The 25,775-nt window shown below is 73.6% G+C and carries 15 protein-coding genes; 3 read left to right on the top strand and 12 right to left on the bottom strand.

Annotation, left to right across the window (positions count from 1 at the left end):
* Positions 1-950: 950 nt before the first annotated feature.
* Positions 951-1,586, bottom strand: coding sequence for a hypothetical protein (locus AMIR_RS42695; RefSeq protein WP_143760707.1), 636 nt, complete (start codon positions 1,584-1,586; stop codon positions 951-953).
* Positions 1,587-1,681: 95 nt separating this feature from the next.
* Positions 1,682-13,384 carry a DUF11 domain-containing protein gene (locus AMIR_RS12415; RefSeq protein WP_187313505.1) on the bottom strand — a complete coding sequence of 3,901 codons (11,703 nt, stop codon included), beginning with the start codon at positions 13,382-13,384 and terminating at the stop codon, positions 1,682-1,684.
* Positions 13,385-13,937: 553 nt separating this feature from the next.
* On the opposite strand from AMIR_RS12415, the gene AMIR_RS12410 reads away from it, so the two are divergent.
* Positions 13,938-14,705 carry a zf-HC2 domain-containing protein gene (locus tag AMIR_RS12410; protein WP_342626586.1) on the top strand — a complete coding sequence of 256 codons (768 nt, stop codon included), beginning with the start codon at positions 13,938-13,940 and terminating at the stop codon, positions 14,703-14,705.
* 46 nt (positions 14,706-14,751) lie between these two features.
* On the opposite strand, the gene AMIR_RS12405 is transcribed toward AMIR_RS12410, so the two are convergent.
* The 10 genes from AMIR_RS12405 to AMIR_RS12360 all read right to left on the bottom strand — a co-directional run bounded on the left by AMIR_RS12405 (position 14,752) and on the right by AMIR_RS12360 (position 23,537).
* Positions 14,752-15,015 carry a hypothetical protein gene (locus tag AMIR_RS12405; protein ID WP_015801308.1) on the bottom strand — a complete coding sequence of 88 codons (264 nt, stop codon included), beginning with the start codon at positions 15,013-15,015 and terminating at the stop codon, positions 14,752-14,754.
* A 492-nt stretch (positions 15,016-15,507) separates the two neighbouring features.
* Positions 15,508-16,698 (bottom strand): helix-turn-helix domain-containing protein, encoded by a 1,191-nt coding sequence (locus AMIR_RS12400; protein ID WP_015801307.1) that lies wholly within the window; start codon positions 16,696-16,698, stop codon positions 15,508-15,510.
* Positions 16,699-16,777: 79 nt separating this feature from the next.
* Entirely contained in the window at positions 16,778-17,395 is a 618-nt protein-coding gene (locus tag AMIR_RS12395) for a cysteine hydrolase family protein (protein ID WP_015801306.1), read from the bottom strand.
* A 237-nt stretch (positions 17,396-17,632) separates the two neighbouring features.
* Positions 17,633-18,637 (bottom strand): TerC family protein, encoded by a 1,005-nt coding sequence (locus AMIR_RS12390; RefSeq protein WP_015801305.1) that lies wholly within the window; start codon positions 18,635-18,637, stop codon positions 17,633-17,635.
* Positions 18,638-18,933: 296 nt separating this feature from the next.
* Entirely contained in the window at positions 18,934-19,605 is a 672-nt protein-coding gene (locus AMIR_RS12385; protein ID WP_015801304.1) for a lytic polysaccharide monooxygenase auxiliary activity family 9 protein, read from the bottom strand.
* Positions 19,606-19,910: 305 nt separating this feature from the next.
* Positions 19,911-20,309 (bottom strand): ATP-binding protein, encoded by a 399-nt coding sequence (locus tag AMIR_RS12380; protein ID WP_015801303.1) that lies wholly within the window; start codon positions 20,307-20,309, stop codon positions 19,911-19,913.
* A gap of 129 nt (positions 20,310-20,438) precedes the next feature.
* The gene (locus tag AMIR_RS12375; protein WP_015801302.1) at positions 20,439-21,509 is read right to left on the bottom strand and encodes a M20 family metallopeptidase; all 1,071 of its coding nucleotides are present in this window, start codon (positions 21,507-21,509) and stop codon (positions 20,439-20,441) included.
* 7 nt (positions 21,510-21,516) lie between these two features.
* Positions 21,517-21,894 (bottom strand): STAS domain-containing protein, encoded by a 378-nt coding sequence (locus tag AMIR_RS12370; RefSeq protein WP_015801301.1) that lies wholly within the window; start codon positions 21,892-21,894, stop codon positions 21,517-21,519.
* A gap of 384 nt (positions 21,895-22,278) precedes the next feature.
* On the bottom strand, positions 22,279-22,761 hold the full coding sequence (locus AMIR_RS12365; RefSeq protein WP_015801300.1) for a hypothetical protein: 483 nt from the start codon (positions 22,759-22,761) through the stop codon (positions 22,279-22,281).
* A 128-nt stretch (positions 22,762-22,889) separates the two neighbouring features.
* Positions 22,890-23,537, bottom strand: coding sequence for a DUF4232 domain-containing protein (locus tag AMIR_RS12360; RefSeq protein ID WP_015801299.1), 648 nt, complete (start codon positions 23,535-23,537; stop codon positions 22,890-22,892).
* Positions 23,538-23,770: 233 nt separating this feature from the next.
* Between AMIR_RS12360 and AMIR_RS12355 the strand changes: the two genes are divergently transcribed.
* Both AMIR_RS12355 and AMIR_RS12350 read left to right on the top strand, forming a co-directional pair.
* The gene (locus AMIR_RS12355; protein ID WP_015801298.1) at positions 23,771-24,445 is read left to right on the top strand and encodes a GntR family transcriptional regulator; all 675 of its coding nucleotides are present in this window, start codon (positions 23,771-23,773) and stop codon (positions 24,443-24,445) included.
* On the top strand, positions 24,445-25,638 hold the full coding sequence (locus AMIR_RS12350) for an MFS transporter (RefSeq protein WP_015801297.1): 1,194 nt from the start codon (positions 24,445-24,447) through the stop codon (positions 25,636-25,638). The genes AMIR_RS12355 and AMIR_RS12350 overlap by 1 nt, the downstream gene beginning before the upstream one ends.
* The last annotated feature ends 137 nt before the right edge of the window (positions 25,639-25,775 follow it).

The following is a 25,775-nucleotide window of genomic DNA, read 5'->3' as shown; positions in this document are numbered from 1 at the left end:
ACCACAGCCCACGACCCCCAGGGGGTAGCCATGAACAGCGTCACGGTTCCCGATCCGGACGGCACAGCGCTGAACTGCCCCCACGGCTGCGGGATGACCACCGTGCTTGCCGATCTTGGGGATGGGAAGCTCAGCAGGGTGCACGGGGGGACCTACCGGGCGCAGTGCCCTGGGCGGACGGCACCGGTGATCACAGCGAAGTGGGTCGACTTCGCCAGACCGGTTGCTGCGTGAGGGTGCGTGGGGTGAAAGGGCTGGGGCTGGGGCTTCAGGTCAAAGACTGAAGATCAAAGGCTGAAGGTCAAGAGCTGAAGGGCACGCCTCGCCGGCGGGGCAGACCTCCAAAAAAGAGGGGACACGGGCTCTGCCGGCCGGTGGCGCTTCCGCTGGTGGTCCGGTTTACCACTGCGGTGGGCGGGGTCCCTCTTCTCCGTTTGGCCTCCTTTCAGGCAAGCACAGGCGTCAAGACGCCGTTGGGCACCCCGGTCTTCCGCGCAGTGCGGCGGCATCTTGACACCTGCGCTCGGGCTTCGCCAGGCCAAACGGAGAAGAGGGACGCGGGTGGCTGAGCTGCGGGCTCGCTGCGCTCGCCCCGCAGCCCGCGAAGCGGTCAGCCCGCGAAGCGGTCAGCCCGCGAAGCGGTCAGCCCGCGAAGCGGTCAGCCCGCGAAGCGGTCAGCCCGCGAAGCGGTCAGCCCGCGAAGCGGTCAGCCCGCGAAGTGGTCCAGCCCGCGAGGCAGTTGCGCTCGCCCCGCAGCCCGCGAGGCAGTTGCGCTCACCTCGCAGCCCGCGAGTGCGGTCCGCGACAGTCGCGCCTGCGCTCTCCTCCCAACCTCGCCCGTGTTCCGCCCGCCTCTCCGGTCGCTCGCCTCCCCCGCCTCTCCAGGCGGTTACCGCCTCCCCCGCGCCTCCAGTCGGCCGCTCGCCTCTCGTCTTCCGCCTCTCCGGCGGTTACTCGTACTCCTGGCCGCACACCAGGACCTCCGTCAGGTCCAGCCAGGACAGGACCGTCATCCCCGCCACTTCCTCGGGTTCCGGGTACAGCGGCACCACCGGGCCGGTCACCGGGACTCGGGTTCCCGGCTCCTGGGCCCAGCCGCCCAGGGCGCCTGCGATTGCGCACTCCAGGTAGCTCGCCACGCGGTGGTTGTACCAGCGTGGGGCCGTCGCGCGTTTGCAGTCCTGGGGTCTTGGGGCGTCCACGCCCAGCTCCGGGTAGTAGAGCTCCGGGCCCTCCGCCAGGTCGTGCAGGTCGGCCACCTGGGACTGGATCACGCGTTCCCACACCTCGAACTCGCCCGTCCCCTCCCCCACCGAGAGGTCCGCGGTGCGCCAGGACGGGTCGAAGTCGGGGGCCGGGGCGGTTGTGGCGTTGACCAGGAGGGACAGGGCCACCTCCGCCGGCAGGTCCGGGCGGGTGCGTTCTGCGGTTGCCAGGTGCCAGAGCGTTCGCAGGTACTCCTCCAGCGAGCGCTCCACGCCCTGGACCGCGCGGCCCACCGACTCGTAGAACTCCTCGTTCGTCAGCACCGCTCCCCCTGCCACCAGCATCCGGGTCCCCTTCTCGATCTCCTGGGGCAAGTGCACCACCGGGGTCTGACAAAAACGTGGGGTGCTGGGACGGGAACGGGGCGGCTCACCCGAAGGTGTGGCCGCCCCGTCGCCGGTGGAGCTGGGTGGAATCAGTCGTTCGCCCGCTTTCGGACCATCAGGATGCCCACGCCGGTGAGGAGAACGCCCAGGAGGAGGACTCCCTGGATGTCGAAACCGGTCCACGCCAGGGGCGGGAGTTCGGGTTCTGCGGCCTGGACGTCGGTGGTGACGGAGGCGGTGTCGTCCGGCTGGGGCTGGGGCTGGGGCTGGGTCGGGGTGGTGGGGGTGGTCGGGGTGGTGGGCTCTTCGCCTGGCTCCTCGCCGCCGGAGACGACGGTGGCGGTGTTGGTCACCTGGCCGGTGGCGGGGAGGACTGCGCTGACGATCAAGGTCGGCTCCTCGCCCGGCGCCACGGTTCCGACGTCCCAGCGGCCCGAGGACGCGTTGAACACGCCCTTGCTCGCGCTGGTCGCGGTGAACGTGTAGCCGCTGGGCAGCTGCTCGGTCACGACCACGTCGGTCGCGGTGGACGGGCCGCCGTTGGTGACCTTGATGGTCCAGGTGACGGTCTCGCCCGCGGTGGCCTGGGTCTTGTCGACCACCTTGGTGATCTTGACGTCGGTGACCCGCGTGAGCGCAGCGGAGGCGGTGACCGCGTTGTCCTCCACCACCGGGTCGGACGTCGCCGAGCTGACCGTGAGGGTCGTCGACGCCGTGTCGCCGGCCGGGGCCAGCCTGATCAGCAGGCGCAGGGACCGCTTCGCGCCCGCCGCCAGGGTGCCGAGTCGGCAGGTGACCACGCCGTCGGCGGCGGTGCAGCCCTCGCCGGAGACGAAGACCGCGCCCTCCGGCAGGCGCTGCACGAGGACCACGTCGAGCGCGTCGGACGGGCCCGCGTTGGACACCTCGACGTTCCAGACCGACTCGGCGCCCGCGACCAGCTGGCCCTCGGGGGCCACCGTCACGGACAGGGCGGCCGAGGTGCGGATCGCGACCGTGGACGTCGCCAGGTTGTCCGCCGGGTCGATCTCCGGGGTGCTGGAGGTGACCGACGCGGTGTTCGAGACCTGGGCCGTCGTGCTCGCCCTGACCCTGGTCTCCACGACCACGGACGCCACGTCGCTGGCGGACAGGTTCGGCAGGGCGCAGTCGAGTCGGGAACCGGTGAGCGTGCAGCCCGCCGGGGTGGACAGCAGTTCGACGCCGTCCGGGATCAGGTCGGTCAGGACGATGCCGCGCGCGGTGGACGGGCCGTCGTTGGTGACGACGATGATCCAGTCCAGCTCGTCGCCCGCGACGACCTCGGTGGCGCTGGGCGTGCTGACCACGCTCAGGTCCGCGTCGGCCGCCGACGAGCCGACGATCGAGGCGGTGTTGTTCGCCTGGTTGGGGTCCTCCACGGCCGAGGAGATCGACACGGTGTTGCTGACCGTCTCCGGCGCGAAGTCCGGGGACACCAGGACCACGGCCTGCACGGTCACCGCGTCGCCGGGGGCGAGGGTGCCGAAGTCGCAGGTCAGGACCTGGCCGGTGATCGCGCAGTCGCCTCGGTCGGTGGTGAAGCGGACCGGGGTGAGGCCCTCCTCGAACGAGTTGGTGAGCTGCGCCAGCGGGGCCGCCGACGGGCCGTCGTTGGTGATCGTGAAGGTGAGGAACGCCTCCTGGCCGGGGATGACCGGCTGCGGGGCCAGCACCTGGGTGACGCCCAGGTCCGCGCCCACGCCCACGTAGGTGGTCGTGGTGACGGTGTTGCTGTCCGGGTCGGGGTCGCTCGCGGACGAGTCGACCACGGTGGTGTTGACCAGCGGGCCGCTGAAGTCCGGGTCGATCAGCGCGGTGATGGCCAGCGAGACGCTCTGCGTCGCGGGCAGGACGCCCAGGTCGCAGCGGACGATCCCGCTGTCGAACGCGCAGCCCGCGCTCGCGGACACGAAGGTGACGCCCGCGGGCAGGGTGTCGACCACGAGCAGGTCGGCGACCTGGGACGGGCCCTCGTTGGTGACCGTGTAGGACCAGGTCACCTGCTCGCCCGCCGTGCCGGTCACCGGGGCGCTGCCCCGGATCTGGACGTCGGCGCTGGCGCCCGCCGCGCTGAGGAACGTGGCGGCGTTGTTGGCGGTGTCCGGGTCCTCGGCCGAGGTCCCCGCGGTGGCGGTGAACTCCAGGGCGCCCGCGTAGTCGGCGGCCAGCACCGCGTCGATCACCACCTCGACCTCGGCGCCTGCGGCGAGGTCGCCGAGGGCGCAGGCGACGGTGGTGTCGCAGCCCGCCCCGGTGACCCGCACGTTCGTGAACGCGGCGGGCAGCGGCAGGGCCAGGGTGGCGGCGAACGCGGTGGCCGGGCCGGTGTTGCGCACGACCGCGCGGACCTGCACCGGGCCGCCCGCGACGAGGACGTCCGGGGTGACCGCGACGGAGGCGCTGACGTCGGCCGCGCGCAGCACGGTCCTGGTGACGGTGGTGGTGTTGTCGGCGGTGTCCGGGTCGGCGGTGTCGGATGTGGTCGTCGCGGTGAAGTCGGCCGCGTCGGCGGTGAACGCCGGGGTGATCCGGACGGTCGCCCGCAGCTCCACGCTCTGCCCGGCGGGCAGCGAGGTGACCGAGCAGCGCAGCGAGGTGTCGCACTCGACGCCCGGCGGCGCGATGACGGTCACGACCTCCATGCCGACGGGCACCGGCAGGCTGAACACCACGCCCGCCGCGTCGGACGGGCCGTCGTTGGCGAACGACGCGGAGATCTCCACGTCGGCGCCCGCGACGAGCACGTCCGGGGTGATCGTGACCTGCGAGGACAGGTTCGCCTCGCGGGTCACGGTCGACCCGCCGGACGCGCTGTTGTCGGACAGGTCGAGGTCCTCGGCGGACGAGGACACCGAGCCGGTCAGCTGGAGCTGGTCGGCGGTCGCGGTGGACGGGACGGCGACCGCGAAGCGGAGCGCGAACCGGCCGACGCGCAGCCTGGGGGCGGTGCAGGTGACGTTGTCGGCGGTGGTGTCGCAGGTGAAGTCGGCGGGCACGTCGACCGGCGTGACCTGCGCGCCCTGCGGGACGGCCATCGAGAACACCACGTCGCCCGCGTAGGACGGGCCGTCGTTGGTGATGGTGGCGGTGGCCTCCGTGGTCTCACCGGCCGAGAGCTGCGGCACGGCGAACTCCAGGCCGAGGTTGGAGCGGGCGCCGACCGGGCTGGTGAACGAGCCGGTGTTGTCGCCCTGGTCGGCGTCGCCGGTGGCGGAGGTGACCGTGGCCCTGATGTCGAGCGCGCCCTCCTGCAGGTCGGCGGGCATGGTCGCGGTGTAGGACAGCGCCACCGAGTCGCCCGCGGCCAGCTCGGCGATGGTGCAGCGGGCCCCGGTGCAGGTCACGCCCGGCGGCACGTCGACCACCACGTCGGTGGACCCCGCGGGCAGGAGCAGCTCGACCACGACGTCGCGCGCGGTGGACGGGCCGGAGTTGGTGGCCACGACCGCGAAGTTCGCGGGCAGGCCGGGCACGATCGAGTCGTCGGTGGCGATGACGCTGACCGAGACGTCCGCGCCGGGCACCACCTGGGTGGTGGTGCTGGTGGAGCGGCCGTCGTCGGCGCTGCCGCCTGCGGGCTCGGCGACGGGCGAGTCGAGCGCGGCGGAGACGGTCACCGACGGGTCGGTGCTGCTCTCGTCGAGCACGCCCGTGATGGACACGGTCACCGGCGCGCCGGAGGTCACGGACCCCAGGTCGCAGGTGATCTCGCCGGAGACGAGGGTGCAGGTGCCCTGCGACGGGGTCGCCACGATCTGCCCCAGGCCCGCCGGGACGGTGAGCTTGAGGGTGGCGGGCGCGTCGGACGGGCCGGTGTTGGTGGCGGTGTAGGTCCAGGTCGCCGGGACGCCGGGGGTGACCGCGGCCGGGGCGGACGCGGACAGCGAGAGGTCGGCGGAGCCGGAGACGCCTGCGGTGGAGGTGGCGGTGTTGTCCGCCGGGTTGGGGTCGTCCGCCGAGCCCTGCAGGGTGACGCCGAGGCTGGCGGTGTCACCGCTGTAGGACGGGGCGACGCTGACCGGGAGCCGGACGGTGGTGGTGCTGCCCGCGGGCAGGGAGCCGAGGTCGCAGACCACGCGCCCGCCCACGACCGAGCAGGAGCCCCGGTCGGTGCTGGGGCTGCCGTTGAGCGTGATGCCCGCGGGCAGCGGGTCGAAGGTCAGCGTGCCATTGGCCGCCGACGGGCCCGCGCTGGTGACCGTGGCCGTGTACAGCGCGTTCGTGCCGGGCACGAGCGGCTGCGGGTCGGCGTCGAAGGTCACCGACAGGTCGGCGGAGCTGCCGACGCCGATGGTGGTCACGACGGAGTTGTCGCGGCTGTCCGGGTCGCCGGACGCGCTGGTGACGGTGCTGCGCACGGTCAGCGGCGCGCCGGTGTAGGCCGGGTCGACGGTGCCGGAGATCGTGACCGTGACCGACTCGCCGGGCGCCAGGTCCGGCAGGGCGCAGTCGGTCGGCGACGGGCAGTCGGGCCGGTCGGTGGAGGCGCCGAGCACCTGCGGGGGCACCACGCCCTCGAGCTTGACTCCGGTCGCCACCGAGGGGCCGGCGTTGGTGATGGTGACGGTGTAGCTCAGCGGCCGGCCCGCGACCGCGTCGCCGGGGGCGCTCGCGGTGACCGAGAGGTTCGACGAGGTCGTCGCCGAGGAGGTCACCGTCGAGCTGTTGTCGCCGGTGTCCGGGTCGGGGGTGTCGCTGGTGACGGTGGCGGTGGTGCTGACGCTGTCGCCCGCGTCGAGCGCGAGGGTGCCGCGCACGGTCACGGTGACGACGCCCGCGCCCGCCGGGATGTCCCCGAGCTCGCAGCGCAGGTCCCGGCCGGTGATGACGCAGGTCCCCTGCGGGGTGGTGGCGGTGGCGTCGGTGATGGAGGCGGGCAGCGCGTCGGTGAGGACGACGTTGCGCGCGTCGGACGGGCCCCGGCTGGTGACGTCCACGACGATCTCGATCGGGGCGCCCGCGACGGGCACGCCCGAGGTGACCGAGGCGGCCACCGACAGGTCGCCGCTGGGCGTCACCTGGCTGGTGGCGGTGGCGGTGCTGTTGGAGTTGTCGGGGTCGTTGGTGGGCGAGGTGATGCCCGCCGCGGTGTCGAGCGTGGTCGCGGTCGAGTCGGCGGCCAGGGTGCCGGTCACCGTGACGGTGGCGGTCTGGCCGTCGGCGAGGGCGCCGACGGGGCAGGTCACCTGCTGGCCGGTGATGGCGCAGGGCCCGCCGGGGCCGGTGGCGGTGATGCCGCCGACGCCGTCCGGCAGGGTGAGGTCCGCCTCGGCGCCGGTCGCGTCGGACGGGCCGAGGTTGCGCACCTGGAGCGTCCACGTGGCCTGCTGGCCGGGGGTGAGCGCGGTCGGCGCGGTGAGCTGGGACTGGAGGTCGGCGGAGCTGACCGAGGCGACCGAGCTGCCGCCCGAGTTGTTCGCGGTGTCCTGGTCGGGGGTCTGCGCGGTGACCGAGGCCGCCACGTCGACCGGGGTGGTGTTGGACGGCGAGACCAGGCCGGTGATGGTCACCGGCACCGACTGGCCCGCGGGAACCGCGCCGATCGGGCAGGTCGCGGTGCCGCCGGAGATGGTGCAGGCGCCGCCGGGCCAGGTCGCGGTCACGTCGAGCAGCGACGCGGGGATGTCGGCGGTGACCACGACGCCCTGCGCGTCCGAGGGGCCGGACGAGGTGGCGGTCACGGTCCAGGTGGCCTGCTCGCCCGCCGTGGTGCCTGCGGGCGGCGTCACGGTGACGCCGAGGTCGCTGGTGGGCGAGCTGGCGCTGTCGGAGGTGGTGGTGTTGTCGCCCTGCGCCGGGTCGGCGGTGGACGAGAACGCGGTGGCGGTGGTGCGCACCGACGGGGTGGTGTAGCCAGGGGTGACCAGCGCGGTGATGGTCGCCGTCGCGGTCTGGCCCGGTGCGACGTCGCCGAGCGGGCAGCTCACCGAGTCGCCGGAGACCGTGCAGCCCGCGCTCGCCTGCGGGACGACCCCGGCCGGGAAGGTCTGGGTGACCACGACGCCGCGCGAGGTGGACGGGCCGGAGTTGGTGGCGCTGACCGTCCACGTGGCGGTCTGGCCGGGCACGACGTTCGCCTGGCCCGGCGTGACGGTCACGGCCAGGTCGGCGCTGGTGTTCGCGTCGGTCGTGGTGGACGTGGTGTTGTCGCCGGGGTTCGGGTCGGACGCGCCGTTGGCGACGGCGGTGATGGTGCTGGTGACCGCGCTGCCGGTGAAGTCGGCCGCCAGCACGCCGGTGGTGGTGACGACGACGCTGCCGCCCGCCGGGATCGCGCCGACCGGGCAGCTGATCGAGCCGCCGGTGACGGTGCAGGTGCCCGCGGTGGTCTGGCCGCCGTCGAGCGTGACGCCGGAGGGCGCCGGGTTGCTCAGCACGACGTCGGGCGCGCTGGACGGGCCGGTGTTGCGGATCGTGGTCTGCCAGGTCAGCCTGCCGCCCGCGACCGGCGCGCCGGAGATCAGCACGGTGCTGAGCGAGACGTCGGCGACCGCGCCGGAGGTGCTGCCCGCCGTGGCGGTGTCGTTGCCGGGCGACGGGTCGGGCTGGGACGAGGAGGCGCGCACGGTGTTGGCGACGTTCGTGCCCGCCGGGGTGGTGCTGTCGACGGTGAAGGTGAGGTCGGCGGACACCGACTCGCCGACCGCGAGCTGCGGCCAGGCGCAGTCGACGACGCCGGACACGACCTGGCAGGTCCCGCCCGAGGTGGGCGTCGCCGAGGAGAAGACCAGGCCGCTCGGGATCGGGTCGGACAGCAGGACCTGCCTGGCCAGCGCCGGGCCGTTGTTGGTCGCGCCGACCCGGTAGGTCACCGGGCTGCCCGCGACCACGGCGCCGGACACCACGGAGGCGGTGGCGGACAGGTCGGAGCTGGCGGTGACGTTCTGGGTGGTGGACGCGGTGTTGTCGGCGGTGTCGCCGTCCGGCACCGAGGAGGCGCCGGTCACCGTGTTGGTGAGCGAGCCGGACAGGTCCTGGGCGAGCAGGACGGTGATCTGCACGGTCGCGCTGGCGCCGGGGGCGAGGTCGCCGAGGGCGCAGTCCACCGAGGTGGCCCCGCTGGCGCAGGAGCCCGCCGTGGTGGTGACGCCGGTGACGGTGGCCCCGTTCGGCAGCTGGTCGGACACGCTCGCGCCGAGCGCGGTCGACGGGCCCGCGTTGGAGACCTGCACCAGGTAGGTCTGCTGCACGCCCGCCTCGGCGTTGCTGGAGGAGGCGGACACGGTGGTGGTCAGGTCGGCCTGCGAGCTGGTCGTGGAGGACAGCTCCAGGCGGCGGTTGTCCGGCGACGGGTCGGCCTCGGCGCTGCCCGCCTGCGCGACGAGCACGAGCGCGGTGCCCGCGGGCGTGGTCGGCGGGACCTGGGCGGTCAGCACGACCGTGACGGCCTCGCCGGGCTCCAGGGCGCCGAGCGCGCAGTCGACGGTGCGGCCGTCCGCGCTGGTGGCGCAGGTGCCGCGCTGGGCCTGCACGCCGCCGGGCAGCAGGGTGAGGCCGTCCGGCAGGGTCTCGGTGAGGGTCGCCCCCGCGGAGCGGGACGGGCCGGTGTTGGTGACGGTGACCGAGTAGGTCTGGGCGGTGCCCGCGCGGACCGGGTCGGCCGACTGGTTGCCGGTCACGACCAGGTCGGCGACCTGGGTGACCGGGGTGCTGAGCGAGGTGCTGCTCCCGGCCGGGGTCGGGTCGGGGGTGGCGGAGGTGAGGGTGGCGTTGGTGCTCGCGACGCCGGTGGCGTCCGGGGCGACCTGCACGACCACGGTGACCGTGGCGGTGGACCCGGCGGCCAGCTGGTCGATCGAGCAGTCGACGCCGCCGTCGGCGGTGGAGCAGGAGCCCAGCGAGGTGCTGGCGGAGATCACCGTCAGCGGGGCCGGGAACTGGCTGCCCAGCTGCACGCCGCGCGCGTCGGACGGGCCCGCGTTGGTGATCGTGGTGGTGTAGGTGGCGCGGGAGCCCGCGACCAGCGGCGAGGTGTCGACCTGCTGGGTCAGCGACAGGTCGGCCTGCGCGGTGACCTGCGTGGTGCGCGTGGTCGTGTTGTTGGCCGGGGTCGGGTCGTTGGTGGAGGAGCTGGCGGTGACGGTGACCTGCCGGTCGCCCGGCGGGCTGGACGGCACGATCCGGCCGGTGGCCGTCGCCGTCGCCGAGGCGCCCGGCGCGAGCGTGCCCACCGGGCAGGTGATGCGGGTGCCCTGCACGGTGCAGGGGAGGCCGTTGACCGTGGCCGCCAGGTCGGCGACGCCCGTGGGCAGGTCGGCGACGAGGACGGTGTCGCGGGCGTCGGACGGGCCCGCGTTGGTGATGCTGATCGAGCGGGAGAACGACTGGCCCGCGATGAGCGGGGTGGTGAAGTCGCCGCCGGTCAGGCGCACGTCGGCCTGGGTGGTGACGGTGGTGGTGATCGAGGCGGTGTTGTTGGAGGTGGTCGGGTCCGGGGTGGTGGCGGTGGCCGTGGCGCTCGCCGTGCCGGTGCCGGGGTCCTGGTTGGCCGGGATGGCGACCTGCAGGGTCACGTCGGCGCTCGCGCCGCCCGCGAGGGTGCCGATGGCGCAGCGCAGCACGCCGCCCGCGTCGGCGGCGCAGGTCCCCTGCGTGCTGGTGGCCGAGGTGACGGCGAACCCGGCGGGCAGGCTCGGGGTGAGCACGATGCCGTCCGCGGTGGACGGGCCGTTGTTCCTGGCGGTGAACCGGTAGGTGAGGTTCTGGCCGGTGATGGCGCTGGCGGGCTGGGCGTCACCGGTGACCTGGACGTCGGCCTGCGCGGTGACCGAGGCGTTGTAGCCCGCGGTGTTGTCGGCCGCGTTCGGGTCGGTGCTGCTGGAGGCGACCGTGACCGAGTTCGCGAAGCCACCCGCCGGGACGGCGCCCGGTGTGCTCGCGGTGATCTGGACGGTGGCCGTGCCGCCCGCCGGGAGCTCGCCGAGGTCGCAGGAGACGTCCTGGCCCGCGATGGCGCAGGAGCCCGAGGACGCGGTGGCGGCGGTCGGGGTGAGACCGGCGGGCAGCGAGTCGGTCAGGGTCGCGCCACCGGCGGCCGAGGGGCCGCGGTTGGTGATGGTGGCGGTGTAGGTGACCGGCTGGCCCGCGACGATCGGCTGCGGGGCGGCGGCCAGGACGACGCCGAGGTCGGCGACCCGCTGCACCGTGGTGGTGGCGGTGTCGGTGTCGTCGTCGGTGGTCTCCTCGTTGGTGGTGGTCGCGGCGTTCGCCGTGACGCTCAGCGGCCCCGCGGGCTCGGAGCCGTCGATGGCGAGCCTGAGCGTGACCACGTCCTCGCCACCGGCGGGCAGCGCGCCGAAGTCGCAGGTGATGGAGCCTGCGTTGATCGTGCAGCTGCCGGACTGCGGGGAGGCGCTGACGAACGTCGCGCCGGGCACGGCCGGAATCGTCACGGTGACGTTCTGCGCGTCGGAGGGGCCGGAGTTCAGCACCGAGACGGTGTAGCCGGTGGTGGTGCCCGCGACCGGGTTCGGGTCGTCGGCGGACACGGTGAGGCTGAGGTTGGCCAGCGGCGCGACCGGCACGGACGCGGTGGCGCTGTTGTCGGCCGGGTTGGCCTCGGCGGTGGTGGAGCTGCCGGTGGCCGTCATGGTCAGCGAGTTGCCGGTGTAGCTGGACGCGAGCGCGAGGACCACGTCCGAGCTGACCTGGGCGCCGGGCGCGAGCGTGCCGCGCGGGCAGGTCACCAGGTTGCCGTTGGCGGTGCAGGTGCGGGAGGACACGAACCGGGTGCCGTCGGGCAGCTGCGTGCTCAGCGTCGTGCCGTTGGCCGTGGACGGGCCCGCGTTGGTGGCGGTGATCGTCGCGATGGCCCGGCCGCCGGGCAGCGCGGACGGCGGCGCCAGGGACAGGCCCACCCTCAGGTCGGCCAGGCTGGTGATCGTGCTCGACGCGGTCGCGGTGTTGTTGACCTGCGAGTCGTCGGCGGTGGCCGCGCTGACCCGCGCCGAGTTGACCGCGACGGCCGCCTGGATCGCCGGGTCGAGGTTCGCGACCAGGCCGATGGTCAGGCTCGCGCCGTTGGCGAGGGTGGGCGTGGTGCAGGTGACGACCTGGCCCGCCGCCGAGCAGGTGGTGCCCGCCGGGGTGGTGGCCGAGTTGAAGGTCGCGCCGGACGGCAGGGTGTCGGTGACGACGACGGTGCTCGCGTCGTTCGGGCCCGCGTTGCCGACGTTCAGGGTGTAGTTGGCCGTGCCGCCGGAGTTCTGGGTGGGCGTGGCGACGGTCTTGGTGATGCCGAGGTCGGCCAGCGCCTGCACGGGCGTGATGGCCGGGGTGCCCGCGAAGGTGAAGGAGCGGCTGAGGACGCGGGCGGTGTAGTCGAGCAGCGGGGTGTTGATGATCGTGGTGCCCGCGGCGGTGCGGTTGACCGTGGCGCGGAAGCGGACGACGGAGCTGGTGCCGGGGGCGACGGAACCGCCCGAGGTGGCGTTCGCCCCGGTGCCCACCCGTACGCGCACCGTTCGGTCCGATGACGTGTAGTCGCCCACGTCGTCGCCGGTCGCGTCGGTGACCGGGCCGGTGCGTCCGCTCGGGTCGGTGACGATGGTGGTGCTGCCGGGGACGTAGGTCAGGCCCGAGGGGACGACGTCGCGCACGACGGCCGAGTCGGCGTAGTCCGCGCCGGAGTTGGTGAAGTTCAGCCGGTACTCGATGACGTCGCCGGGCTGGGCCGGGTTGTTGCCGTTGAGGTTGGTCGCGGTCTTGCTGATGGAGTTGAACTGCGGGGTGTAGAGGTCGATCTGGCTGGTGACGATGCCGGGGTAGTAGGCGTCGCCGCCGGTGGTCAGGTTGATCGTGGTCGACGTCGCGCCGTTGGGGATGATGTTCGTGGTGGCGACGCTGCCGATGTCGACGCCGAAGTTGTTGAGGTAGCCGGGGGCCCGCCCGGTCTGGTCGGCGCCCGCCTCGGTGATGCGGGAGTCGAAGAAGTTGTTGGCCGGGCGGGTGGCGTCGCTGAGCGTGGTGCCCGCGAGCCGCATCGCGTCGCCGGTGGTGCCGAGGTCGCCCTCCCACGCCACGAAGCCCACCGAGGCGTTGACCGTGCCGCTGGGCGGGGTGAGGAAGCCGGTGAGCGGGATGTCGAGGGTGTTGTTGAGGGCGGCCGAGTTGACGTCGGCGAAGCCCTCGAACACGCGCAGGTTCCGCATCGGCAGGGCCGGGTTGCGGTAGGCGACCACCAGGGACCAGCCCGCGTAGCGGTCGAGGGCGTTGAAGGCCGCGCCGATGTCGGCGACCGAGTAGACGCCGTTGCCGCCCGCCGCGACCTGGGCGGTGACGTCGAGGGAGGCCTGGTAGGGGCCGTTGTCGCCGCTGGCGACCAGGGCGGCGGGCTGGGTGAGCGCGCCGGTCACCGTGGTGTAGGCGGGGGCGCCGGGGGGCTTGAACTTGACCGTCTCCAGCGCCTTGGTGGGCGCGGTGCCGCTGCCGGGCACGGTCCGGCCGCCCCAGACCAGCTTGGCGTAGAGGACGGTGGAGCCGGAGGGCATCGCGAGGGTCGCGGTGGAGGAGTTCGACGTGGACGGGTCGGAGTCCACGTCGACGAAGTTCATCGTGTAGCCGTTGTTGTTCAGCGCCGCGCCGGTGCCGCTGCCGCTGCGCGCCGCGACGCACCCGGAGGTCGCGGCGGGGCAGTCCATGGAGGAGGCGCCGATGAGCGCGATGCCACCGGTGTCGTCCGTGCCGTAGGAGGTGGTGAACGGCGAGCGGATGAGCGCTTCGGCGGGATCGGCGGTCACGAACGGCACCAGCGCCGCGATGAGGGTGGCCACCAACAGGACTAGACCCGGACGCCGTGCCTTTGTCGGTGTCGGGGCTGCTGGCTGGTGCGACATTCATGTCCTCCATTGACGCCCGTGTTGTCGAGAGGCTAAATGCGCTGATCTTTCGCGGCTTGGGATGGCCACCATGGAGGGATTCGCAATTAGTGGGGTTTTGTTCTCCTGGACGGGTGAGGGAATTGGGGATTTGTCGCTCGGGAGGGGGAGGTAGGAGTGGGGATGCGGTGGGCGGAGGGTGACGATCTCGCTCGAAGGGGCCACACCTGCCGCCCGACACCCGTGCGGGTGAGTCGCACGGGCGGGTGGTGGAAGGGGGGCGGGGGTCACCGCGTCGGGGGTTGGTGGGGCCGGGTGGGTGGCGGGGATGCGCCGGGCGGGTGGCGGGGTGGTGGCGCGGGATGCGGGCGGCGGCGGCCGGGTCGGGCGGGCGGCGGTGCGAGTGAGCTGGGCGCGGCGCGGCACCAGGCGGGCAGGGGCGCAGGACCGGGCTGATCACGGCACGGCACCAAGCGGGCGGGGACGCAGGACCGGCCGGGTGCGGGGCGTGTGTTCTTGGTGGGGGCGGGTGGGCAGGACGACTCGGGGCGGGGACGATGTGGGGGTGGTGTGCGAAACCTGCCGTGAAGCCCTGTCGGCCCGGATGGACGGGGAAGTCGAGCACGTGGCCCCCGCCGAGGTGGACGCGCACCTGGCGGGGTGCGCGGAGTGCGCGCGGTGGCAGGCGCGGGCGCAGGCGTTGACCAGGGCGTTGCGGGTGCGGCCCGCCGAGGCGTCCCCCGACCTGGTCGGGGCGGTGCTCGCCGACGCGCCGCCGCGCCGGGTGGCGGTGTGGCAGCGGACCGGGTTGGCCGGGGTCGCGCTCGTGCAGCTGTGGCTCGGGCTCGCGCAGCTGCTCGGCGGCGGGGCGGACGGGCACGCGGGCTCGGGGCACCTGTTCACGGAGAGCGCGGCGTGGAACCTGGCGCTCGGCGTCGGGCTGCTCGTGGCGGCGCTGCGGGAGGCCAGGGTGGGGGCGCTGCTGCCCGCGCTGGGCGGGTTCGTGGCGGTGCTGGCGGCGTTCTCGGCCTACGACCTGGCCACCGGCGTGGCGACCCTCGAACGGGTCGCGACCCACCTGCCCGCGGTGGCCGGACTGGTCCTGCTGCACCTGGTCGACCGCGCCCACCGCGACCAGGCCCCGCCCGGCGGGCGCGCGGGGGCGGACGACGACGAGCGCGGCCGGTCGGACGACGAGCCCGGCGAGCGCGGCGACGGGCCGAGCGGCGGACGCGGTCCCCGACCGCTGCGCCCCACGGCCCGGCACGTCGCCTGAGCGGCCCGCGCCCCGTGAGGCGCGGGCCGCTGGGAGCGGCGCCGGGTCAGAGCGGCCGGTACGCGCGGGTGGCGCCTCCCCCGTGGTCGCGGCCCGGTAAGGCCACCAGGGCTGTGGCGTGGTCGTCGGGCAGCACGCCCGCGCCGAGCAGGCTGGACGGCGCCGCGCCGCGTGCCGAGCCGGTCACGTCGGTCGGCAGCGGGTGGGTGATCTGGGCCTGCGCGGGCGCGACGGGCAGGGTGGCGAGCAGGCCCGCCGCGAGGGCGGTGGCGGTGGCCTTGAGCAGCGCTCTGGTGGGGCTTGACAGCACGTGTCCTCCAAGGTGGTCCGGGCCGGGGAAGCGCCCGGCGTCACCGAGGAAGTTAGGGACCTCAGGGCGGGCGAGGTCCGCAAAACCGCGCGTGGGAGCAGCGCGCCACCCGTCGGCGCGGCCCCTCTACCCGGCCGCCGGACCACCACCACGGCGGGTGACGGCCGAAGTCGCGCCCGGCTCCGGGGTGTGACCCGTTCGGGATCGGGTGGCCGCAGCCGGATCTTCACCGGCCCTGGCCCCCGACATCCCGCGCCCGTCCCACCCGAGCGGCGTTCCCGCAGGTGAGAGCACCGGGAACGTCCCAGCGTCCCAGCCTGCCGCCGGTCGGCTCCGCCTCCCCCGCCACCGTGCGAAGGTGACCCGGTCAGCGCAGGCGAAGATCGGGAGGAGCACCCCATGAGCCCCAGCGGAGGACCCGCCCCGGCCGACCGGACCTGGCAGGGCTCGGCGCAGCTCCACGACGGGCGCTGAGCACGGGCGCCCCCGGACCTACTGCAGCGCCGCCTGGCACGCCCGCCAGTCGCCGAAGTCGCCGCGCGCCGCGTACAGCCGGTGCGCGGCCTGGATGTTCCACTCCGGGTCGAACGCCACCAGCGGGGAGCCGCCCAGCTCGCGCAGCCGCCCGTCCGAGATCTGGAAGACGCCCCAGTTCCGGCTGCCGTTGGTGTTCGGCAGCACCCACAGCGGGTCGAGGAACGAGGTGCAGCGGGCGATCGCCACGGCCGCGTCGGGCTCCCGCGCGAACACCTCGCGCACCCGCCGCTCCACCCGCTCCGGCGTCCACGTGGACATGTCCACCCGCCCCGCGTAGAGCGCCTCCCTGGTCCCCGCGTCGACCACTCCCCTGGGCTCCAGCCCGGCGAGCACCTGGAACGCGGTGAGCCGCCGCAGCGTCTCCGGCCCGAACGAGCCGTCCACGGACATCCGCGCCCGCGCCCGCACCAGCAGCTGCTGCAGCTCGCGCACGCAGCTGTCGTGCTGCCCCATGACGACCGCGTCGCACGCCGGGGAGAACAGCAGCCGGTCGTCCACCTCCGGGGTCCCGCCGCGCGGCCACAGCGCCACCGACGCCACCACCAGCGCCACGGCGGCCAGCGCGAGGAGCCCGAGCAGCCGCCGGGGCGCCCGGCACCCCCGCGCGCGGGGCGCCCGCCCGGTGAGGCTGATGACCTCCGGGTAGCCCGGCGCCACCACCGCCTCACCGGTCCCGCGCGGAACCCCGGTCGAGCGCGCGCCTCCCGTTTCCGGCGCTTTTCCCGCCGAACCCGGAGTTTCAGCCCCACCGATTCCCGATTCGACGCCCGAGCGCTCCGCGCGCGTTTCCGGAACAGCCCGTTCCGGAATCCCCGCGAACCCCTCGGACGATTTCCCTTCGGAATCGCGAACCGCGGCAGCGCCCTCCCCGCCGTCCACGCCCTCGCCCCGGCTGCCCCTGGACAGGTCGGCCAGCGCCCACAGCCGGTGCAGCTCCCGCTGCTCCTCACCGGTGGCGCCGCACGCCTTGGCGAAGCTGTGCACGATCCGGTAGTCGGGGGGCACGCTGGCCCCGGAGCAGTACCGGTGCAGACTGGACCCGCTGACCCCGGCCTGCTTGCCCAGCCGGTCGAACCCGCGCCCGCTCCGCTCCTTGAGCATTCTCAGGTAGGCGGCGAACCGGGCGTCCGGCTGCACGGGTGTCACGTGAGCCTCCTCGCCCCAGGGCTGATGACGGGGAGAAGCTAGCACCGCGCAAAGGGGCCTGAAACGGGATAACTCCCGCCTACCCCCAGGCGCCGACGACGTCGCGCGCCACCACCGGCAGGGAGAACATGGGGTAGTCGAAGCGGATCGCGTTCTCGTGCTCGGCGCGCGAGGTCGCGGCGACGCAGTCGGTGACCGTGTGCACCCGGTAGCCGCTCTCGTAGGCGGTGCGCATGGTCGACTCGACGCAGCAGTTCGTCAGGAACCCGCCGAGCACGACGTCGGTGATCCCCTTGCTGCGGAGCATGAAGTCCAGGTTGGTGCTGGCGAACGCGTCCAGCCCGCGCTTGCCCTCCACGACGATGTCGCCCGCGCGCGGCGCGAGGTCGTCGACGATCGCCGCGCCCCAGCTCCCCCGCACGAACGCCTTCCCGTCCACGACGCCCTTGAGGATGCCGTACGGGGTGGCGGTGATCTCGTGGTAGCCCTCGGCGAACGCGATGGGCGTGTGCATGACCACCGCGCCCGCCGCGCGGGCCGCGTCGACCAGCTCGACGGTCTTCGGCAGCATCCCGGTGTCGGCCATGACGGGCGCGACGGCGTCGTGCAGCGCGCCCCCCTGGCTGGTGAAGTCGTTCTGGTACTCGATCAGCACCACGGCGGTCCTCGCCGGGTCGAGCGCGAGCTGGGAGGACATCGGCGGCACCCCTCACGTCGGCGGTCGCCCCGGAAGCCGGGGCCGTCGCATTCAACGGCCGGGCGGCGGTCCGGGGCAATGCGGCACGCGGGTGGTCCCGCCGAAGGCACCCGCCAGAACCCGGACAGGACCCGGACAGGACCCCGACAGGACGCGGACAGGACGCGGACAGGCCCCGTCCACCCCGTTGCGGGGCGAGCGGGGCCTGTCCCCGGTGCGGCGCTCAGGCCGCCCCGGTCACTCGTCGTCCTTGCCCGACCCGGCCGTCGCCTTGAGCGAGCCCGGCGACGCCTTCGCGTCGGGGTCCTTGCGGGTCTTGAGCAGGCTGGCCACGGTCACGACCACCAGGATGCCGATGATCACGCCGAGGCTGATCGGGGTCGGGATCTCCGGGACGCTCGGGTCGATGTCCACGTGCGCCCAGTGCAGGATCAGCTTCACACCGATGAAGCACAGGATGACCGCGAGGCCGGCGGACAGGTAGACCAGGCGGTCCAGCAGGCCCTTGACCAGGAAGAACAGCGCCCGCAGGCCGAGCAGCGCGAACGCGTTCGCGGCGAAGACGATGAACGCCTCGTCGGTCACGCCGAACACCGCCGGGATGGAGTCGAGCGCGAACAGCAGGTCGATGCTGCCGATCGCGAGCAGCACCACCAGCAGCGGCGTGGCCAGGCGCTTGCCGTCGACCTTGGTGGTGAGCTTGCCGCCCACGTACTCGTTGGTCATCGGCAGCATCCGGCGGACGGTCTTGACCGCGATGTTGTTCTCGACGTCGGGGTCCTCGTCGCGGTGCCGGAACAGCTGGACGCCCGTGTAGATGAGCAGCAGGCCGAACAGCAGGAACATGAACGAGAACAGCGACAGCAGCGTCGCGCCGAGCGCGATGAAGATGCCGCGCATGATCAGGGCGACCACGATGCCGAAGGTGAGCACCTTGTGCTGGTGCTCCTCGGGGACCGCGAAGGTCGACATGATGATCACGAAGACGAAGAGGTTGTCGACCGACAGGCTCTTCTCCACGATGTAGCCCGCGAAGTACTGCGCCCCCGCGTCGCCGCCGTAGGCCCAGGCGAACCACGCGCCGAAGGCGATCGCGACCGCGATGTAGAACACCGACCAGGCCGTCGCCTCGGGGAACCGGACGCGGTGCGGTCGCGCGGCTGCCAGGATGAGGTCCACCGCGAGCAGGGCCACCACCAGCCCGATGGTGACCGCCCAAGTGAGCGCGCTGATCTCCAGCACCCAATGCCTCCGCTCAGTCCGAAGAAGAGAAACGCCGTTGAAACGGACATTATGCAGATATCACCCGGACGGTGCACCGAACTGGCTCATCCGGGAGGGCTGGACGGCGGATCGGCTCCCTGCGGGTTGACCTGACGTGACCGCGAGAAACCATGACATCGTTGACAAAGCGGCGCAGATCACGTCCCAGGCACGCGGAGAAGTCCCCCGCCCAGGTGACAGGCGGGGGACTGACGTCACCTCGTGTTCAGCCGTTCTTCACCCGGCGAGGGCACTCCCCCGCCGGGCGCCGGGGCTCACTGGAAGATCACGTCGTTGCAGAAGTAGTACGACTGGTCGGAGTGGCTGGCCTGCCAGATCACGTAGACGATGTGCCGCCCGGTGCGCGAACCGGCGTTGACCGCCACCTGGTACGTCCCCGCGGGCGCGTACCTGCCCGTCGAGGCGACCTGCTCCAGGTCGGACCACCTCGGTGAGGTCGTGAGCGGGTTGAAGCCCTGCTTGGTGACGTAGACGCGCAGGTAGTCGGCCCCGTGCTTGGCCTGGTCGGTCACCGTGAGGGTGAACTGCCTGGGCTTGGTCGCGGCCGTCCACGCGCCGGGCACGTCCATCGCGGCGTACCGGCCGTTCTCGGTGCGGCCCGCGCTGCACAGCTGGCCGTCCGGGATGGCGGCCTGGTGGTTGCCCGCGACGCCCTCGCGGTAGAGGCCGTTCCAGTTCCACATGGCGTTGGTGTCGCGCTGCCAGGCCTGCCAGCACATGGGGTCGCGCTGGGCCATGGTCGGGTTCTGGAAGTCGCTGCCCCAGCGCTGCCAGCAGCCGTAGTTGCGCGAGGGCGGGTCGGTGGTGGAGCCGTGCGCGCCGGCCACGCCGGAGAGCAGGCTCACCATGAGCACCAGGGCCCCGGTGAGCGCGATCAGGGTTTTCCGGGCCAGTCGCGTCCCGGCAGGGGCGGGTATGAGCGCCACGCTGTCCTCCTCGTCGAGGATGCGAACACTGACTGGGAGCGCTCCCAAATCCGACTGTAGCCAGGCGGGCACCGGGTGTGAACCCCTGTGCGGCGCGCACCGGACCGAGCGGGTACCGGAATCTCCCCGGTCCGCGCCGGGACGCGCCGCCGAACGCAGCAGCGGACGGGGTGACGACCACCCGTCCGGCCGCCCACCTCACAGGTGACCTCGGGCACAGGGACGCGATCCGGGCGTGTCGCGGGCGTGTCGCGCGCACGACAGCGGCCCGGATCGAGTGATCCGGGCCGCTGCTCCGAACGGGGTCAGGCCGTGGCCAGCTCGGCCCAGACGGTCTTGTGGTCGTTGTACTGGTCCACTCCCCACTGCTCGGACAGCCGGGCCACCACGACGAGGCCGAAGCCGGACTTGGTGGTGGAGGTGCCGGGCGGGGACAGCACGGGCAACCGGTGCGGGCTGGCGTCGTCGACCTCGATGCGCACCCGGTCGCCGTGCCGCTCCAGGCGCACGGGGCGCGGGGACCCGCCGTGCCGGTAGGCGTTGCTCACCAGTTCGTTGCCCACGAGCAGCACGTCGTCCAGGCGCTCGTCGCCGACGTCCGCGAGCGCGGTGGCCAGCCTGCGGCGCAGCGTGGCCAGCGGGAGGACCGAGCGCAGGGCGAGATCGACCTGGGCTTCCTCTGGGGGCGCTTCAGCAGCAGTCACGGTTTTCCGTCTCCTCTCTCGGACACCGGGGTGGTACCTCCGGACGCCGCAGCCGAAACCGCGCTCGGGTTGCCGTGACCGTGCTGTTGTGCTCGGGGCGCGCGAAACCACCCGTAGCGGGGAGGCGCTTCACCGCTGCGACCGCAGGAACGCCTCCAGCGCCCGCCGGTACGGCACGACCGTGGTCAGGTCGGCGTGCTCGTCGGGACCGTGCTGCCCGTCGCCGCCGACGCCGAAGATCACCGCGGCCACGCCGCGGTGGTGGAAGAACCGGGCGTCCGCCGCCCCGTGCTTGCGCAGCAACTCCCCCGCGTAGCCCTGGCCCAGCGCGGCCTCGCGCAGCGCGAGCACGCGCGGGTCGTCCGGTTCGACGCGGTGCGGCGGCTCGACGTGGTCGACGAGCACCTCGACGTCCGGGCACAGCATCGGCAACCGGGACACCACGTCCGCCTCCTGCGCCGGGAACCGCACGTCCAGCCAGGCCACCGCCTCGTCCGGGACCTGGTTGAGCGCGGTGCCGGGGGTGTCCACGCGGGCGACGTTCACCGTCGTGCACCACCGCTCGGCCGTGGGCACCGGGTGCTCGGCCAGCACCGCCCGCACCGCGTCGAGCACCCGCAGCAGCGCGTTGTCCCCCAGCCACGGGTAGGCGCCGTGCGCGGACCGCCCGCGCGCCACCAGCCGCACGCCCGCGATGCCCTTGGACTCGGTGACCACGCGCAGCCCGCTGTGCTCGCCGATGATCACGAACCCGGCCCGCACGCCCTCGTCGAGCTGGTGCCGGGTGCCGTCGCGGCCACCCACCTCCTCGTCGGTGACCAGCTGCAGCCCCAGCGGGTACGGCAGCTCGCGGGCGAGGTCGCGGAAGACCGAGGCGAGCACGAGCGCGGACAGCTTCATGTCCTGCGCGCCGCGCGCGTGCAGCCGGTCCCCGACCCGGCGGGGCCGGAACTGCCCGGGCGCGCCGGGGACCACGTCCAGGTGCGCGTTGAGCAGGACGGGGAAGTCGCGGGCGCCGGGCGGGCCGGTGGACAGCAGCGCGCTGGGCTTGCCGCCGGAGCTGAACCGCTCGACGGTGAAGCCCTGGCCGACGAAGTCCAGGACGAGCTCCAGGGCGCGGTGCAGCTCGTCGGGGCGGTCGGCGGTGGAGGGGATGGCGAGCAGGTCGAGCGCCGGGGGCAGCAGGTCGTCCAGCTCCACGTCCGGGCTACCTCCGCGCGGCGACGGAGGCCATCGCCTCGAACAGGGTCGGGAACACCGCGACCTTGGCCTCCAGGTCGGTCATCCGCAGCGCGCGCAGCACGACCCGCTGCTCGGTGGCCAGCGCCAGCGCCACCCCGGAGCGCTCGGAGGCCTTGATCGCGCCGATGACGGTGTCCACGCCCATGGAGCCGAAGAAGGTCACGCCGCGCAGGTCGAGCACGACGCCGGAGGACTTGCGGGCGATGGCCGCGCCGAACGCGCCCGCGATGAGGTCGTGGCCCGCCATGTCGACCTCGCCGTCGACCTTGACCACGACGACGCCGTCCACCGAATCGGTCTCGACGTCGACCGGCGGCGTCCGGTCCTCTGCGCCTGTGGTCATGGCTGCTCCCGGCGTGCGGCGGCGGTCTGGTTCTCGTCCTTACCCATTTCCGGCGCGCGCGAATCCCCCGCTTCGCCGGGCGCGCCGGTTCTGCCGGTGGGCGGCGCGGGGGTGGCCGGGCGGCGGCTGGAGGTCGTCGGCATCGCCACAGCCTCGGAGAACGTCCGCCGCCAGGTCAAGCGGGCGTGCCGGGGAAATGGCCGGTTTCACGGGAACGGGAGCCGCGCGGGACATCGGACGTGAACACGCGGGTAACAGCCCCGCAATTCCTCGCGCGCCTCCCCCGGTATTCGCGGTTGCCGGTTTTCCCGGTTCCGGAAAAGGGCGGGGGCCGGTCCCGCGCGGACCGACCCCCTGCGCTCGTCCCGGATCGGAGGCGCCCGGTCAGGAGTGCTTGATGCGCGCCGACCACTCGGCGGCCCACCTGCCGTCGCCGAAGTCGAGCTTGGCGACGCACTTGCCCTCGTCGCCGTCGCAGGTCAGCTCGTACACGTCGACGGGGGCCTCGCGCGCGTCCTCGTCCTTGTCCTCGTGGGCGATCCAGGCACCCCACTCGGCGGTCCAGCCCCCGTCGCCGAAGTCCAGGTTCGCGGTGCAGGTCCAGGTGTCGCCGTCGCAGGTCACCTTGGTGACGCCGACCGGGGAGCGCTGCTGCGCGAGGTCGTCCACGTGCATGACTCCCGCGCCCCAGGACGCGGTCCAGTTCCCGTCGCCGAAGTCCAGGTTCGCGACGCACTCGTAGGTCTGCCCGTCGCAGGTGAGCCCGCTCGCGTCGACCGGGTCGGCGGAGGCGGGGACGACGGCGGCGAGCAGGGACGCGGCGGCCAGCGAGGTGGCGGCGGCGATCCTCTTCGTGGTGATGTTCACGATCGGTCGGTTTCCCGACTATTCCGGACGGCGTGGAAATGTCGCCGCACCGTGGGATGACGCCACTGGATCCGGGGAACAGCGCACCGCCGCGCTCACCGGCGGTGAGCGCGGCGGTGCGGAACGGGTCACGCGTCGGTGTTGTCCGGTCCCGGCTTCACCGGGCCGACGCGCAGGAACGGGCCGTTGAGCGGCGGCGCGCACGCGTAGGTGTCGTCGGGGACGAAGGCCGCGGCGGTGTTGTCGGGCGGGTAGATCCGCAGCCCGCGCACCGGGACCTGCCGGCAGTCCGGGGTCTTCTGCGGCGCGCTGGACAGGAACAACCCGGCCGAGGCGGTCTCGCCGGGGTTCAGGGTGACCAGCGGGCCGTTGACGTCGCGGGTGGCGGGCTCGCCGACCTGCTCGCCGCTGTCGCCGGTCACGTAGGACACGCCGGGCGCGCCCTGCAGGGTGCAGGCCGCCTGGCCGGTGTTGGTGAAGCGCAGGGGCATGTGGGCGCCCTGCATGTCCGCGTTCCCCTGGCCGAACTCGATCTTCAGCTGGGCGGTCTGGCACTTGGCCGGTCCGCTCGCGGGCGGTGGGGTCGCGGCCTCGGAGGTGGTGGGCGCCGGGGGCGGCTGGGTGGCGGCGGGCGCCTCGCTGGACGTGCCGCCGGAGGGGACGACCTCGATGTCCGGCACCTTGCCGCCCTCCTGGGCCGTGCCCCCCGAACCGCACCCCGCCGCGAAGGCCGCGACGAGGCAGGTCCCGGTCACCACGATCGCGCGCAACGACATCGTGCTCCTCCTCTGATCGCCGTTCCCTGGGTTCCGCCGGGTGGCGAGGTCCCAAACACGGCGATGCGCGACGTGGCGAGACCGTTGCGCACCGGTGACCGCGGTCACAGTTTTCCCGCGCGCTGGAATCGATGACCCGGAGCGGCCGGGCGAGGTTATAACGTGAACCCGAGGAAACCACACAAAGCGCACAGCACTGCGCCGACGTCCACACAGAGGTTATAAGGACCGTGATGACCAACCCCGCTCCCGCGCCGGTGACCAAGAGCGACCTCGCCTACGCGCAGGTGCGCGGTCGGGTCCTGTCGGGCGCGCTCGCGCCGGGCGCGGTGGTGAACCAGGCGGCGCTCGCGGTCGAGCTGGGCATCAGCACCACCCCGCTGCGCGAGGCGCTGAAGCGGCTCAGCGCCGAGGGCCTGGTGGAGCTGGGCGCGCACCGGGACGCGCGGGTCGCCCCGCTGAGCGGCGAGGAGGCGCGCGACCTGCTGGAGGTGCGCCGGGCGCTCGACCCGCTCGCGGCGGGCCTGGCGGCCGAGCGGCGCACCAGGGCCGACGTCGCCGAGATCCGGCGCGCGCACGACGCGCTGCGCCCGCTCGGCAGGGGCGCGTCCACCGACGACCTGGCCACGCACCGCCGGTTCCACGCGGCGGTCTACCGGGCCTCGCAGAACGAGGTGCTCGTCGCGTCGCTGGACGCGCTGTGGGACAAGTCCGACCGGTACCGGGCGCTCGCGCTGCGGGAGGGCAGGGACGCCGAGGAGCTGGCGCGCCGGGCCGCCGAGCACGCGGCGCTGGTCGACCTGGTGGTGGAGGGCGACGCGGTCGGGGCGAGCGCGCTGATGCGCGGGCACGTGGACACCAGCCTGGGCGCGCGGGCGGCGCTGCGGCTGCTGGGCGGTGGCCGCTGATGGGGCGCACCGCGCTGGTGGCGCTGTTCGCGCACTCGACGCTGACCCAGGTGGTCACGTTCATGCTGCGCCCGACCATGGCCTACCGGGCGCTGGAGCTGGACGTGCCGCCCGCGTGGCTGGGCCTGCTGTCCGCCGGGTTCGCGGTGGTGCCGCTGGCGATCGCGCTGCCGCTGGGGCACTGGGCGGACCGGGTGGGCGAGCGGTGGTTGCTGGTGTCGGGCGCGGCGCTGCTGGTGGCGGCGGGTGGGGCGTTCCTGCTGCTGGGCGACAGCGCGCCGGGGCTGCTGGTGGCGACGGCGGTGCTGGGCACCGGGCACCTGTGCGCGGTGATCGGGCAGCAGTCGCTGGTGGCCAACAGCTCGACGTCGGGGCGGTTCGACTCGGCGTTCGGCTACTACACGTTCGCGGCCTCGCTCGGCCAGCTGCTCGGGCCGCCGCTGATCCCGCTGCTGGGCGGGGCGCGGGCGATCCCGGACACGGCGGCGGTGTTCACCGGGGCGACCGCGCTGGCCGGGGTGCTGCTGGTCAGCTCGCTGTTCCTGCGCCGCACCGGGGTGCGCGCGCCGGAGCGGGGCGAGGAGGGGGCGACCGGGCTGGGCGGGCTGCTGCGGCTCCCCGGACTGCTCCGGGCGCTGGTCACCAGCTGCGTGGTGCTGGCGGCGGTGGACATCTCGCTGGTGTACCTGCCCGCGCTGGGCACCGAGCGTGGGCTGGACGCGGGCGCGGTCGGGCTGCTGCTCGGGCTGCGGGCGGCGGCGTCGATGACCTCGCGGTTGTTCCTGGGCAGGCTGTCGGCGTGGTGGGGCCGCAAGCGGCTGCTGCTGGGCAGCGTGGCGCTGGCGGCGGCGGGGATGGGCGCGGTGGTCGCGCCGATGCCGCTGTGGGCGCTGGCGGTCGCGGTCGTGGTGGCCGGGCTGGGGCTGGGCGTGGGGCAGCCGGTGACGATGTCGTGGCTGGCCGAGTCGGCGCCGCCGGGGCTGCGCGGGCGGGCGATGTCGCTGCGGCTGACCGGCAACCGGGCCGGTCAGGTGGTGATCCCCGGCGCGGTGGGGCTGCTGGCGGGCGGGCTGGGCGCGGCCGGGGTGCTGGGGCTGACGGCGGTGTGCCTGGCGGTGGTCGGGGTGTCGGCGCGCAAGCTCCGCGTGGACTCGCCGGTGACGGCGGCCCCGAAGTCACCACGAAACACTTGAGACTCCGACAAGACCAAACTTATTCCACCTAACAGCGGGTAAGCCACCCTGCTTTTGTTCGCTCTTGGTTCGGTTGTTGAAAACTTTTGTTGTCTTCTGGTTACCGGCGTGCGTAGATCAGTGCTGGCTTGTGAGCG

The sequence above is a fragment of the Actinosynnema mirum DSM 43827 genome (genome assembly GCF_000023245.1).
Taxonomy (GTDB): Bacteria; Actinomycetota; Actinomycetes; order Mycobacteriales; family Pseudonocardiaceae; genus Actinosynnema; species Actinosynnema mirum.
This window is presented reverse-complemented; position numbering and strand designations above follow the sequence as displayed.